The following is a 14,127-nucleotide window of genomic DNA, read 5'->3' on the forward strand; positions in this document are numbered from 1 at the left end:
ATGTCGATACCCCCGCCCGCCCCGAACCCGGTGCGCTCGCACCGCGCGGAGACCTACAAGCCCGGCGCCACCATCGGCGACTGGCGGCCCGAGGACGACGGCTTCTGGCAGTCCACCGGCCGCAAGGTCGCCCAGCGCAACCTCTGGGTCTCGATCCCGGCCCTGATGCTCGGCTTCGTGGTCTGGCAGGTCTGGTCGGTGACCGTGGTCAAGCTCAACGACGTCGGCTTCGGGTTCTCCAAGTCCCAGCTGTTCTGGCTGACGGCCATCCCCGGCCTCACCGGCGGCACCTTCCGGATCCTGTACACCTTCATCGGGCCGATCTTCGGCGAGCGGAAGTTCACCGCGTTCAGCACGGTCATCCTGGTCGCGCCCATGCTGTGGCTGGGCTTCGCGCTCCAGGACACCGGAACCCCGTACTGGGAACTGGCCCTCATCGCCGCCGTCTGCGGCATCGGCGGCGCGAACTTCGCCTCCTCGATGGCGAACATCGGGTTCTTCTTCCCCAAGCGGGAGAAGGGCAGCGCCAACGGCCTCAACGGCGGCCTGGGCAACCTCGGCGTGAGTGTGGTGCAGCTGGTCGCCCCGCTGGTGGTCACCGCCGCCGTGCTCGGCGCCCCGGCGGGCGGCCCGCAGTACGACGGGAAGAAGGACACCGACATCTGGCTGCAGAACGGCGCCTTCCTCTGGGTGCCGCTGCTGGTCATCATGGCGCTGCTGGCCTGGTTCCTGATGAACGACCTCAAGGTGGCCGCGGCCCCCTTCAGCCAGCAGAAGATCATCTTCAAGCGCAGGCACAACTGGCTGATGACCTGGCTCTACGTCGGCACCTTCGGATCCTTCATCGGCTTCGCCGCGGGCCTGCCCCTGCTGATCAAGAACAACTTCGAGGCGCAGGGCTATCAGGCCACCACCTATGCCTGGATCGGCCCGTTCGTCGGCGCGCTCATGCGCTGGGCCGGCGGCTGGCTCTCCGACAGGATCGGCGGGGCCAGGGTCACCATGCTGTCCTTCGTGGGCATGGCCGCGGCCCTGGTCGTGGTGGTCTTCGCTCTGCCGTCGGGTGGTGACCAGGGCAGTTTCTGGGCCTTCTTCATCGGCTTCCTCGCGGCCTTCGCCTTCTCCGGCCTCGGCAACGGCTCGACCTTCCGGCAGATCCCGGTGATCTTCCGGGACCAGCACATGCGGGAGGCCGAGGGCAAGGGACCGGAGGCGCAGGCCGCCGCCCTCAGGCAGTCGGAGATGGAGGCCGGGGCCGTCACCGGCTTCTCCTCGGCGATCGCCGCCTACGGCTTCTTCTTCATCCCGGCGATGTTCGCCGCGATGGCGGTCACGAACGCGCTGTGGATCTTCATCGCCTTCTACGCCACGTGCCTCGTGGTGTGCTGGTGGTTCTACGCCCGCAAGGGCGCCGAAGCCCCCAGCTGACCGGGGCCGGGGGAGGGGGCGGCCGTACCCTGGAGGCATGAGCCCCGCCCCCGCCTCCGACCCGCAGTCCCCGCAGCCGTCCCCGCGGCCTGCCGAGCCCTCGCCGGCCGGGGGGAAGCCCCGGCCGAAGGCCCGGCTGGTCTTCGACGACCCGCTGGACCAGCAGTCCTCGGACGACACCGACCGCGGCTGGGGCGAGCGGCCGCCCGCCGGCGGAAGCACGGCCGACCTGGCCCGCTTCCTCGACGAGAAGCCCCCGCACCACGTCTGAGCCGTCGGAGCGGCCCGTACGCCTAGAACGCGTCGCGCGACCCCGTGGGACCCGTACCCGTCGGACCGGTACCCGTCGGACCGGTACCCGTCGGACCGGTACCCGTCGGACCCGCGCCGCCGCCGTTGGCCCCCCGCTGGGCGACCAGGGTGTCGCGGATCTCCTTGAGGACCTCCAGCTCGGTGATCTCCATGGTCTCCTTGACGCCCTCCTTGGCCTTGCGCCGCGCCTCCACCTTGGCGAGGTACTTCGCCATCGGCAGGACCATCAGGAAGTAGACGACCGCCGCGGTGATCACGAAGGTGAGCGTCGCGTTGAGGACCGAGCCCCAGAGGATCTCGACACCCGTGGGCTGCCCCTTCGCGTCGAGGCCGCACGGGTCCTTGATGCACGACTTGTAGACGTCGAGGTTCTTGGTGCCGATGGCGCCCACCAGCGGCCCGATGATTCCCTTGACGATGGAGTTCACGATGTTCGTGAACGCCGCGCCGATGACCACGGCGACCGCGAGGTCGACCACGTTGCCGCGCATCAGGAAGGCCTTGAAGCCCGCCAGGACGCTCTCCTTCTTCTTCTCGCTCACCATTGAGCCTTTCTTCACATGTGCCGATTTCGGAGCCAACGGTTCCGAAAGTTACGGCAGTCCGGGCCCGGCCTGTCCAATCGAGGCGCGCCTCAAGGTGACTTGACTGTGCGCGTGTGCGATTCAGCACAACGTCACCGCCAGCCGCGCCGTGGTGCCCGCACCCACGAGAACCCGCGCCGTGTCCCGGGGCACGGCCAGGACCACCAGCGCCCCGCCGTCCCCAGCACCCTGCTCAGGGGCCGGAACTTCGGCGACCCGCGCCCCCGCGGCCACCACCCTCGGTGGTCCCGCGCGCTCCGCCGCGACCACGTCGACCCGGTCTCCGGGCCGCAGCAGCCGTACGGTCGCAGCGTCCGCGATGCGCACCGGCGCCGACACCAGCCGGACCGCCGCCGGGGGCGGCTTCACCACCGGTGGCGCGGCCCCGCGCGAGGCCCGCGCCTCCGTGGCGCCCACCGCCAGGGCCGCCGCGAGAACGGCCATCCCCGCCGCGGCCGCCCGCCGCCGGCGCCGCACGGCCCGGCGCAGCCGGTATCCGCCCCGCCCCACCCGGAGCGGCGCGAAGGCCGGAACCGGGCGCGCGGGGGGACACGTGGAGGGACAGACCGGCGCCCCCGGCGCCACGGCGAGCCCCGCAGGGGCGGGCAGCGCCGCGTGCGTCGGGAAGCCGGAAGCGGCCGGCGCAACGGAAGACGCCGGAGAGACCCAAGAAGCCGAAGAGACCGAAGAGACCGAGGAGACCGAAGAAGCCGAAGACGTACGGGACATGACGACCACCGCCGAGCTGAGTGGGTTGCGGGGTCCGGACACGGCGTCCGGACCACCCCCACGATCCGGTCTCCCGCCGCGTCCCGCTCCGGCCTGTGGACGGCCCCCGGCCTGTGGACAACCGAGTCACCCCCACGGGTTACCCCGGGTCCGCCCCCCGCACCACCCGCCGCGTGCGGAGTCACCGTCCGTCCGGGATCCGGCGCGGACGGACGGTCCCGATGGGCCCTCAATCCATGGGGACCGGGCAGCTTCGCGGAGAGTGACACCCTCCGCGAAGGCACGTCCCCGCCCCGCCCCCTCCCAGGGCCACGGAGTTACGGCGCTACGGAGCTAAGGCAGCTCGATCCCCAGGTCCCAGCCGTCGTGCGCGTGCGTGCACAGGCAGTCCCGCGACTCCGTCGACGGCAGGGCCGCCACCGCGTCGAAGAGGACCTCGCGCAGGCGGCCGACGTTCTCGCCGAACACCTTCAGGACCTCGGTGTGGGACACGCCCTCCCCGGTCTCGGCTCCCGCGTCCAGGTCCGTGACCAGGGCCATGGAGGTGTAGCAGAGTCCCAGCTCGCGGGCGAGGACCGCTTCCGGGTGCCCCGTCATGCCGACCACCGACCAGCCGGCCGCCGCGTGCCACCGGGACTCGGCGCGCGTGGAGAAGCGGGGCCCCTCGACGACGACCATGGTGCCGCCGTCCACCGGCTCCCAGTCGCGCCCCCGGGCCGCCGCGAGGGCGACCGAGCGGCCGACCGGGCAGTACGGGTCGGCGAAGGTGGTGTGCACGACGTTCGGGACGCTGCCGTCGGGCAGGGGCTCTCCGTCGAAGAAGGTCTGCGCCCGGGCCTTCGTACGGTCGACCAGCTGGTCGGGAACGAGCAGCGTGCCGGGGCCGTACTCGGTCCGCAGGCCGCCGACCGCGCACGGGCCGAGCACCTGGCGCACACCGACCGAGCGCAGCGCCCACAGGTTGGCCCGGTAGTTGATCTTGTGCGGTGGAACGGTGTGGCCGCTGCCGTGCCGGGGGAGGAAGGCCACCTGGCGGCCGGCCAGCTCACCGACGTACAGGGAGTCGCTGGGGGGTCCGTACGGGGTCTCCACCCGGACCTCGGAGACGTCCTCCAGGAAGGAGTAGAAGCCCGAGCCGCCGATGACACCGATCTCTGCGTTCACCATGGAGTCACCCTAACCGGGCATGCGGAAGACCCCGCTGCCCGGTGGGGCGGCGGGGTCTCGCGGCAGCGGTCAGGCAGCCGAGGTGGAGCTGCTGCTCGAGCTCGACGACGTCGTGGAGGACGAAGCGGCGGGAGCGGGCGCGGCGGTCGACGTCGAGGACGACGAGGTCGAGGCCGGCTTCGAGGCGGGGGTGCTGCTCGACGAAGAGCCGCGACTGTCGTTCCGGTAGAAACCGGAGCCCTTGAAGACGATGCCGACCGCGGAGAACACCTTCTTCAGGCGTCCGTCACAGCTCGGGCACACGGTCAGCGCGTCATCGGTGAACTTCTGCACGGCCTCAAGGCCCTCACCGCACTCGGTGCACTGGTACTGGTAGGTCGGCACGAATTTCCTCCTGGCACTCTGACTCAATGAGTGCTAACGACGCTCCATGGTGACGTATTCCGGCCGATCAGTCCACCGTCACCGGCACGCGGTGACCGATCCCACGCTCGTTCACCCGGTTCGGGGCGGCCGGCGGACGCGTGGACGACGCCGTGTTCGACGCCGAGGTGTTCGACGGCGCCGCGCTCGGGGAGCCGGCGCCGGAGGCTCCCGCGCTCGGGGATCCCGCGTCCGAGGACGAGCTCACGATCCGGCTCGGCGCCTTGGGCGCCAGCTTGCCCCGCAGGGACAGCAGGACGACCAGCGCGAGCGCGGTCGCGGCCATCGGCACCAGGAACCCGGCGGCCGAGCCGTAGGCGTCGGTCAGCCGGCCCGCGACGGTGACGGCGGCGGCCTGGCCCAGGGCGACCGCACCGGTCAGCGCGGTGAACGCCTCGGTCCGGGAGGAGGCCGGCACCAGCTGCTCGATCATGGTGTAGCCGGTGATCAGGGCGGGGGCGATGCACAGGCCGACGACCAGGCCGAGCGCGCCCAGCAGGATCGCGGAGTTCGCGGCCCACAGGACGGACGCGGCGGCGGTGAGGCCGACGTAGCCGAGGATCAGCCGGCGGCGCGGGCCGATCTTCCAGGCGATCGTGCCGCAGGCGATGCCCGCGATCATGTTGCCGCCCGCGAAGACGCCGTACAGCAGGCCGTTGGCGCCCGGGTTGCCGATCTCGTTGGAGAACGCGGCGAGCGAGATCAGCATGCCGCCGAAGACGGCGCCGATCCCCACGAAGGCGATGACCAGGACGCGCAGACCGGGGATGGACAGCGCCGAGGTGTGCTTCTCGCCGCTCGCGAGCCGCGGTGCGGGCTTGGGCTGGGTGCCGCGCTGGGCGGCGAACAGCAGGCCGCCGAGCAGTGTCAGGGACGCCTCGGCGATCAGGCCGGCGGAGGGGTGGATCGTGGTGCACAGGAAGGTCGCGAGCACCGGGCCGACGACGAAGGTCAGCTCGTCGGTGACGGACTCGAACGCGGCCGCGGTCGGCAGCAGCGGCGAGCCCTCCAGCTTGGCGGCCCAGCGGGCCCGGACCATCGGCCCGACCTGCGGTACGGAGGCACCGGCGGGCACGGCGGCCAGCGCGAGCGCCCACATCGGCGCGCCCAGCAGGGCGAGCGTGGTCAGGGCGCCGATGGCGGCGGCGTGCGCGAAGACGACGGGGACCAGGACGGCGCTCTGGCCGCGGCGGTCGACGAGCTTGCCCATCTGGGGGGCGAAGAGGGCCATGGACACACCGGTGACGGTGGCGACGATGCCGGCGTCCCCGTACGAGCCGGTGGTGTGCTGGACCAGCAGGACGATGCCGATGATCAGCATGGCGAAGGGCTGGCGGGCTGCGAAGCCGGGGAGCAGGAAGCCGAGGGCGCCGGGTGTGCGCAGGAGCTGTCCGTAACCGGGGCGGGCGGACGTGTCGGTCGTGACCGCGGATGTCACGGCCTGGCCTTTCCGCTGCCTGGTAGAACTCCCCGTCTGCGGACGATGCGCCGCCTCGTGAGCGACCGCACCCGTACATGTGGGAGCCCCGAGAGCTGTCCTCTTGCGCAATACCGAGTGATACCTGGGCGCCCACTGCGGGGGGTGCCACGGCCGCTTTGCGGTCGCGCCAGCTCTGCGTCAGGCAGAGTTGGTTCGATGTGGTGTGCCTTCATCGTACAGGGAATGCGGCTACCCGGCCCTGTGATTCCGGCGACAGGGCGGGTCTTCACCTGCGATTAACGGAAATTTTGCCGGTGGGAGCCCCTGAAACGCGGGCAAAATAGCCCACACGCCCCCGGAAATGGCGAATTAGAATGCCGCTCTAATTCAAACTCGTACGAAGATCCGTCGGATTCCGGACATCGAAAGCCGACTGTCGGACACCGTCCGCCCTCAGGACCGTGTCCCGCCACCCGTCCCGAGCCAGCCCGCCAGCTTGCCGCCCTTGGCCACCGCCCGCAGCCGCGCCTCGGCCGCGTCCCGTACCGGATCGGTGGCCACCACCAGCAGCTCGTCCCCGCGCCGCAGCACCGTGGACGGCGCCGGCACGAAGCTCGTCGCGTCCCGGACCACCAGCGTCACCGACGCCCCGTGCGGCAGCCGCAGCTCGCTCACCTCGACGCCGTGCATCCGCGAGGCAGGCGGGATCGCGAAGGAGAGCAGGTGCCCGCGCAGCTTCTCCAGCGGCGCCGACTCGATGCCGAGGTCGGAGGCGGCCTCGTCGCTGCCGCCGAGCTCCAGCTTGCGCGCCAGCCACGGCAGGGTCGGCCCCTGGACCAGGGTGTAGACGACGACCAGCACGAAGACGATGTTGAAGACGCGGTCGCTGCCCTCGATCCCGGACACCATGGGGATGGTCGCCAGGATGATGGGGACCGCGCCGCGCAGGCCGGCCCACGACATCAGGGCCTGCTCCTGCCAGGGCACCCGGAAGGGCAGCAGGCTGAGGTAGACCTCCAGCGGCCGCGCCACCATCGTGAGCACCAGCCCGATGATCACGGCGGGCCAGAAGTCGTGGATCAGCTCGTGCGGGGTGACCAGCAGGCCCAGCAGGACGAACATGCCGATCTGGGCGATCCAGCCGAGCCCGTCCGCGAAGCCGCGGGTGGCCGGCCAGTGCGGGAGCTTCGCGTTGCCCAGCACCATGGCCGCCAGGTAGACGGCGAGGAAGCCGGAGCCGTGCGCCATCGCGCCGGCCGCGTACGCCGCGACCGCGATCGCCATCACCGCGATCGGGTACAGGCCGGAGGCGGGCAGGGCCACGTGCCGCAGGCCGTACGCGCCCATGAAGCCGACCGCCAGGCCGATGGCCGCGCCGATCGTCAGCTCCAGCGCGATCTTGCCGATGAGGACGTACCAGTCGTCCACGGGGCCGACGGTCGCGAACGCCACCACCAGGATCACCACGGGGGCGTCGTTGAAGCCGGACTCGGCCTCCAGGACACCGGTGATCCGCGACGGCAGCGGGACCTTGCGCAGGACCGAGAAGACGGCCGCCGCGTCGGTCGAGGACACGACCGCGCCGATCAGCAGGGCCTGGCGCCATTCGAGCCCGACGAGGTAGTGCGCCCCGGCCGCGGTCACGCCCACGCTGACCGCGACACCCACCAGTGACAACACGATCGCTGCCGGCAGGGCGGGTTTGATCTCTTTCCACTTGGTGCCCAGACCGCCCTCGGCGAGGATCACGACGAGCGCGGCATAGCCGATGACCTGGGTCAGCTCGGCGTTGTCGAAGACGACGTTGCCGATGCCGTCCTGGCCTATCGCGATGCCTATGCCGAGGTAGATGAGCAGGCTGGGGAGGCCGCTCCGCGAGGAGACGCGCACCGCCGCGACGGCGATGAGCAGCACGAGCGAGCAGACCAGCAGCAGCTCATTGAGATCGTGGACAGTCAGCGGGCGGCCCTTTCCTCAAAGCGCACGGCGGATCGTTGCTCCCGCGGCGCGTCGGCAAGTACTTCGTTACCTTACCTAATCTTTGACGCTTTCTTGACGCGATACCCACATTGTGAAACGCCCGTTCGCCCCTGTCCTCGGGAGCCCGACCCCTGGCGGATCAACGAGTCGGGTCCTGCGCCTATGGTTGCTCCCAGCACTCCCAGGACCACCCTGCCCCTCTAAGGACAGCGATGCCCGCCAACGAATCCGCTCCTCCCGTCAAGAAGAAGGGGCGACGCGCCCGTCTGATCGTGCTCGTTCTGGTCCTGGCTCTCGTCGCGGGCCTCGGCTACGGGGCGTACTGGGGCGTGGACAGCGTGCGCGCCTCCTTCCCCCAGACCACCGGCTCCCTCGACGTGCCCGGCCTGTCCGGGACCGTCGACGTCAAACGCGATGCCCACGGCATTCCCCAGCTCTACGCGGACAGCGACTCGGACCTCTTCCGCGCGCAGGGCTTCGTCCACGCCCAGGACCGGTTCTGGGAGATGGACGTACGCCGTCACATGACCTCCGGCCGGCTGTCGGAGATGTTCGGTTCCGGCCAGGTCGAGACCGACGCCTTCCTGCGTACGCTCGGCTGGCGCCAGGTCGCGCAGGCCGAGTTCGACAGCAAGCTCTCGGAAGAGGCGAAGAAGAACCTCCAGGCATACGCCGACGGGGTCAACGCGTACCTGAAGGGGAAGTCCGGCAAGGACCTGTCCGTCGAGCACGCGGCCCTCAAGCTCAGCGGCGACTACCAGCCCGAGCAGTGGACGCCGGTCGACTCGGTGGCCTGGCTCAAGGCGATGGCCTGGGACCTGCGCGGCAACATGCAGGACGAGATCGACCGGGCGCTGATGTCCGGCAAGCTCACGCAGGCGCAGATCGACGAGCTCTACCCGCCGTACCCCTTCGGCCGGAACAAGCCGATCGTCGAGGGCGGCAAGACCGACAGCGGCAAGTACACCCCCCAGGGCTCCGCCGGCTCCGGCAGCGGTTCCAGCGGCCCGGGCTCCGGCTCCGGCAGCGCCAACGGCTCGCAGGCATCCACGGCCCCGGCCGCCGGCACGGGCACGGGCACGGGCACGGGCACGGGCACGGGCACGGGTACGCCCACCGGCCTCGCCGGCAACGCCACCGCCCAGGGCGCGACCGTCGGCCTGAACACCCGGCTGACCGCCCTCGCCAAGACCCTGGACGAGATCCCCGCGATCCTCGGCCCCAACGGCAGCGGCATCGGTTCGAACTCCTGGGTCATCTCGGGCGCGCACACGACCACCGGCAAGCCGCTGCTCGCGAACGACCCGCACCTGTCCCCGCAGCTGCCCTCGGTCTGGTATCAGATGGGCCTGCACTGCCGGGCGGCCTCGGCCCAGTGCCAGTACGACGTGGCCGGCTACACCTTCTCGGGCATGCCCGGCGTGGTCATCGGCCACAACGGGGACATCGCCTGGGGCATGACCAACCTCGGCGCGGACGTCACCGACCTCTACCTGGAGCAGGTCAGGCCCGAGGGCTACGTCTACGACAACAAGGTGCTCCCCTTCACCACCCGTGAAGAGGTCATCAAGGTCGCCGGCGGCGCCAGCAAGAAGATCACCGTCCGCACCACCAACAACGGACCGCTGATCTCCGACCGCAGCGACGAGCTCGGCACGGTCGGCGCCCGCGCCCCCGTCACCAGCTCCGCCCCGGACCGCGGCAACGGCTACGCCGTCGCACTGCGCTGGACCGCCCTGGACCCGGGCAAGTCGATGGACGCCGTCTTCAAGCTGAACAAGGCCAAGGACTTCACGGCCTTCCGGCAGGCGGCCGCCGACTTCGAGGTTCCCTCGCAGAACCTGATCTACGCGGACAACAAGGGCAATATCGGCTACCAGGCCCCGGGCCGGATCCCGGTCCGCGGCCAGGGCGACGGCCGCATGCCCGCCCCCGGCTGGGACTCCAAGTACGCCTGGAAGGGCGGCAAGGACGGTGGCACCGGCTACCTCCCGCAGAGCGAGCTGCCCTGGGACTACAACCCGTCCCGCGGCTACATCGTCACCGCCAACCAGGCCGTCGTGGAGTCCGGCACCGGCGCGGGCAAGTACCCGAACCTGCTGACCACCGACTGGGGCTACGGAGCCCGCAGCCAGCGGATCAACGACCTCATCGAGGCGAAGATCAAGGACAGCGGGAAGATCTCCACCGACGACATGCGCACCATGCAGATGGACAACAGCAGCGAGATCGCCGCGCTGCTGACCCCGATGCTCGCCAAGATCGAGGTGTCCGATCCGGACGTGCGCTCCGCCCAGAAGCTCCTGGAGGGCTGGAACTACACCCAGGAGCCCGACTCGGCGGCCGCCGCCTACTTCAACGCGGTCTGGCGCAACATCCTCAAGCTGTCCTTCGGCGACAAGATGCCGAAGGAACTGCGCATCGAGGGCAGCTGCATGAACGTGCGCGGCAACGGCACCGGCCCGGCCGACGACCTGGCCGAGACGGTCCGCGAGTGCGGCGCCCGGGACGCCGAATCGGCGCAGCCCGACGGCGGCGACCGCTGGTTCGAGGTGGTCCGCCGCCTGGTCAAGGAGGAGAAGTCGCCGTGGTGGACGGCGCCCGCGACCCGCAGGGAGCCGGCGGCCACCAACCGTGACGAGATCTTCGCGCGCGCCATGGAGGACGCCCGCTGGGAGCTGACCGCCAAGCTCGGCAAGGAGCAGTCCACCTGGACCTGGGGCCGGCTGCACCAGCTGACGCTGAAGAACCAGACGATCGGCACCGAGGGGCCCGGCTTCATGCAGTGGCTCCTCAACCGCGGCCCGTGGAACCTGGGCGGCGGCGAGGCCACGGTCAACGCGACCGGCTGGAACGCCTCCGGCGGTTACGGGGTCACCTGGGTGCCGTCGATGCGGATGGTCGTGAACCTCAACGACCTGGACAAGTCCCGCTGGATCAACCTGACCGGCGCCTCGGGACACGCGTACAGCGGCAACTACACCGACCAGACGACGATGTGGGCCAAGGGCGAGCTGCTGGAGTGGCCCTTCGGCAAGGACGCCGTCGACAAGGCGACGGTGGACACCCTGACCCTGAAGCCCGCGGGCTCCTAGGGGGCCTGTCGGTCACGAGCCGAAACGGCGCACCCCCGACGGGGTGGCGACCGCCTGGACGGGGTGGTCGTGCGGTTCCTCCGGGACCCGCGCGACCACCTCGTCGTCGTAGAGGAGCACGACCAGCGCGGGACGGGCCCCTGCGCGCTCCAGCCGCTCCAGCACCCGGTCGTACGAGCCCCCGCCGCGGCCGAGGCGCATGCCGCGCCGGTCCACCGCCAGTCCGGGGAGCAGCACGGCGTCCGCCCCGGTGACGGCCTGCGGCCCGAGCCGCGGCCCGGCCGGCTCCAGCAGCCGCATCTTCCCGGGGTGCGCGGCCCCGGCGAGGGTGCCGGGGCCGCCGTACGCGCCCCAGTCGAGGTCGTTGTCGGCCAGCAGGACGGGCAGCAGGACCCGCTTGCCGGCCGCGCGCAGGGCGTCGAGCAGCTCGCGGGTCCCGGGCTCGGCGCCGACGGAGACGTACGCCGCGACCGTGCGGGCACCGGCCAGTTCGGGCAGGGCGAGGGCGGTGCGGGCGAGCGCGCGGGCCGCGGCGGCGCGGTCGTCGGGGGACAAGGCCCGGCGGGCGGCGAGGAGTTCTCGGCGCAGCTCCGCCTTCGCGGTGGGAGAGGACGGGTTCTCGGTCACTACTGACTCAAATATCCTTGTGAAGATGGACATATATAATGATATTGGGCGCGATCCGGCCGCACGTTCGGCTGGACCCACTATCGTTCCGTCCATGACTATGTTGCACCCCGTGATCAAAAAGGCCGTCATCCCGGCTGCGGGCCTGGGTACTCGGTTCCTCCCGGCGACCAAGGCCACTCCGAAGGAAATGCTCCCGGTCGTGGACAAGCCGGCCATCCAGTACGTGGTCGAGGAGGCCGTCTCGGCCGGGCTGGACGACGTACTCATGATCACAGGGCGTAACAAGCGCGCGCTGGAAGACCACTTCGACCGGAACTACGAGCTGGAATCGGCCCTCATCGCCAAGGGCGACGACGACCGGCTCAAGAAGGTCCAGGAGTCCAGCGACCTGGCCACGATGCACTACGTCCGCCAGGGCGACCCGCGCGGCCTCGGCCACGCCGTCCTCTGCGCCGAGCCGCACGTCGGCCGCGAGCCCTTCGCGGTCCTGCTCGGCGACGACCTCATCGACCCGCGCGACCCGCTCCTGCGTCAGATGACCGACATCTACGCCCGCACCGGCGGCACCGTCGTCGCGCTGATGGAGGTCGACCCGGCCAGCGTCCACCTCTACGGCTGCGCCGCCGTCGAGGCCACCGACGAGGAGGACGTGGTCCGCGTCACCGGTCTCGTCGAGAAGCCGGACGCGGCGGACGCGCCCAGCAACTACGCGGTCATCGGACGCTATGTCCTCAACCCCGCGATCTTCGACATACTGCGGGAGACCGAGCCGGGCCGCGGTGGGGAGATCCAGCTCACCGACGCCCTGCAGAAGCTGGCCGCCGACGAGACCATCGGCGGCCCGGTGCACGGCGTGGTCTTCCGGGGCCGCCGCTACGACACCGGGGACCGCGGGGACTACCTGCGGGCCATCGTCCGCCTCGCGTGCGAGCGTGAGGACCTGGGCCCGGAGTTCCGCACCTGGCTTCACCGTTACGTCACGGAGGAGATGTAGCACCTTGAGCAGTTCCGCACCGCAGGACACCGGACAGGCCCGGCGCGAGCAGCGCCTCTGGTCGGTGGACGAGCACCTCGCGGACGTCCTCGCCACCGTCCGGCCGCTGGAGCCCATCGAGCTCCAGCTGCTGGACGCCCAGGGCTGTGTCCTGGTCGAGGACGTCACCGTGCCCGTCGCCCTCCCGCCCTTCGACAACAGCTCCATGGACGGCTACGCCGTCCGCACGGCCGATGTCCAGGGTGCGAGCGAGGAGTTCCCCGCGGTGCTGACGGTCATCGGGGACGTCGCGGCGGGCAGCGGCGAGCTGCCCACCGTCGGCCCCGGCCAGGCCGCGCGGATCATGACCGGCGCCCCGCTGCCGCCCGGCGCGGAAGCCGTCGTCCCGGTCGAGTGGACCGACGGCGGCACCGGCGGCGGCGCCGCCTCCGGGATGACCCCGGCCAGCTCCGCCCCCGAGGGCGCGGGCGGCGAGGTACGCGTCCACCGCGCCGCCGAGGCGCGGGCGCACGTCCGCGCCCGGGGCAGCGACGTACAGGCCGGTGACCTGGCCCTGGCGTCCGGCACGGTCCTCGGGCCGCCGCAGATCGCCCTGCTGGCCGCGATCGGGCGGGGCACCGTCCGGGTCCGGCCGCGCCCCCGCGTGGTCGTCCTGTCCACCGGCAGCGAGCTGGTCCAGCCCGGCGAGGAGCTGACCGCCGGGACGATCTACGACTCCAACAGCTTCGCGCTGGCGGCCGCCGCCCGGGACGCGGGCGCCATCGCCTACCGGGTCGGCGCCGTCGCGGACGACGCCGACACCCTGCGCTCCACCATCGAGGACCAGCTGATCCGCGCCGACCTGCTGGTCACCACCGGCGGCGTCAGCGTCGGCGCGTACGACGTGGTGAAGGAGGCGCTGTCCGCCGTCGCCACCGGCGAGGACGGCGTCGACGGCGCCGGGATCGACTTCCGCAGGCTCGCCATGCAGCCCGGCAAGCCGCAGGGCTTCGGCGTCATCGGCCCGGACCACACCCCGCTGCTGGCGCTGCCCGGCAACCCGGTCTCCTCCTATGTCTCCTTCGAGCTGTTCGTGCGCCCTGCGATCCGCACGCTCATGGGCCTGCCGGAGGCCGACGTCAGCCGCCCGACCGTGCGCGCGGTGCTCACCGCAGACAAGGCGATCGGCTCACCGGCCGGCCGCCGCCAGTTCCTGCGCGGCACGTACGACGCCGGAAGCGGAACCGTCAGCCCGGTCGGCGGAGCGGGCTCCCACCTGATCGCCGCGCTGGCGCACGCCGACTCGCTGATCGTCGTACCGGAGGACGTCACCTCGGTGGAGCCCGGGGCCGAGCTGGAAGTGGTCCTGCTCGGCTGAAGTCCGGC

12 protein-coding genes are annotated in these 14,127 nt (G+C 71.3%); 5 read left to right on the forward strand and 7 right to left on the reverse strand.

The genetic code is table 11. The features are described from left to right. Both ABT106_RS05090 and ABT106_RS05095 read left to right on the forward strand, forming a co-directional pair. Entirely contained in the window at positions 1-1,428 is a 1,428-nt protein-coding gene (locus ABT106_RS05090; RefSeq protein ID WP_351272468.1) for a NarK family nitrate/nitrite MFS transporter, read from the forward strand. A 37-nt stretch (positions 1,429-1,465) separates the two neighbouring features. After that, a complete protein-coding gene (locus ABT106_RS05095) occupies positions 1,466-1,699 on the forward strand; it encodes a hypothetical protein (protein WP_351272471.1) in 234 nt (77 codons plus the stop codon). A gap of 22 nt (positions 1,700-1,721) precedes the next feature. Here the strand turns inward: ABT106_RS05095 and mscL are convergent, their stop codons facing one another. The 6 genes from mscL to ABT106_RS05125 form a co-directional block, all read right to left on the reverse strand. Further along, positions 1,722-2,285, reverse strand: coding sequence for a large conductance mechanosensitive channel protein MscL (gene mscL, locus ABT106_RS05100; RefSeq protein WP_351272473.1), 564 nt, complete (start codon positions 2,283-2,285; stop codon positions 1,722-1,724). Positions 2,286-2,405: 120 nt separating this feature from the next. Continuing rightward, on the reverse strand, positions 2,406-3,053 hold the full coding sequence (locus tag ABT106_RS05105; protein WP_351272476.1) for a hypothetical protein: 648 nt from the start codon (positions 3,051-3,053) through the stop codon (positions 2,406-2,408). A gap of 333 nt (positions 3,054-3,386) precedes the next feature. After that, positions 3,387-4,220 (reverse strand): S-methyl-5'-thioadenosine phosphorylase, encoded by an 834-nt coding sequence (locus ABT106_RS05110; RefSeq protein ID WP_351272478.1) that lies wholly within the window; start codon positions 4,218-4,220, stop codon positions 3,387-3,389. A 69-nt stretch (positions 4,221-4,289) separates the two neighbouring features. Next, on the reverse strand, positions 4,290-4,604 hold the full coding sequence (locus tag ABT106_RS05115) for an FmdB family zinc ribbon protein (RefSeq protein WP_351272481.1): 315 nt from the start codon (positions 4,602-4,604) through the stop codon (positions 4,290-4,292). Positions 4,605-4,671: 67 nt separating this feature from the next. Continuing rightward, entirely contained in the window at positions 4,672-6,081 is a 1,410-nt protein-coding gene (locus ABT106_RS05120) for an MFS transporter (RefSeq protein ID WP_351272484.1), read from the reverse strand. Between the two features lie 435 nt (positions 6,082-6,516). Beyond that, on the reverse strand, positions 6,517-7,977 hold the full coding sequence (locus tag ABT106_RS05125) for a potassium/proton antiporter (RefSeq protein ID WP_351272487.1): 1,461 nt from the start codon (positions 7,975-7,977) through the stop codon (positions 6,517-6,519). A gap of 278 nt (positions 7,978-8,255) precedes the next feature. Between ABT106_RS05125 and ABT106_RS05130 the strand changes: the two genes are divergently transcribed. Next, positions 8,256-11,138: a penicillin acylase family protein gene (locus ABT106_RS05130; protein WP_351272490.1), complete on the forward strand. Its 2,883-nt coding sequence runs from the start codon at positions 8,256-8,258 to the stop codon at positions 11,136-11,138. Positions 11,139-11,150: 12 nt separating this feature from the next. On the opposite strand, the gene ABT106_RS05135 is transcribed toward ABT106_RS05130, so the two are convergent. Beyond that, a complete protein-coding gene (locus ABT106_RS05135; protein WP_351272493.1) occupies positions 11,151-11,765 on the reverse strand; it encodes a 5-formyltetrahydrofolate cyclo-ligase in 615 nt (204 codons plus the stop codon). Positions 11,766-11,859: 94 nt separating this feature from the next. Between ABT106_RS05135 and galU the strand changes: the two genes are divergently transcribed. Both galU and glp read left to right on the forward strand, forming a co-directional pair. Beyond that, positions 11,860-12,762, forward strand: coding sequence for a UTP--glucose-1-phosphate uridylyltransferase GalU (galU, locus tag ABT106_RS05140; RefSeq protein WP_351272496.1), 903 nt, complete (start codon positions 11,860-11,862; stop codon positions 12,760-12,762). Positions 12,763-12,766: 4 nt separating this feature from the next. After that, positions 12,767-14,119 (forward strand): molybdotransferase-like divisome protein Glp, encoded by a 1,353-nt coding sequence (gene glp / locus ABT106_RS05145; RefSeq protein WP_351272499.1) that lies wholly within the window; start codon positions 12,767-12,769, stop codon positions 14,117-14,119. Positions 14,120-14,127 lie beyond the last annotated feature (8 nt).

The organism is Streptomyces sp. NPDC002044 (assembly GCF_040296725.1).
In the GTDB taxonomy this organism is placed as follows: Bacteria; Actinomycetota; Actinomycetes; order Streptomycetales; family Streptomycetaceae; genus Streptomyces; species Streptomyces antarcticus.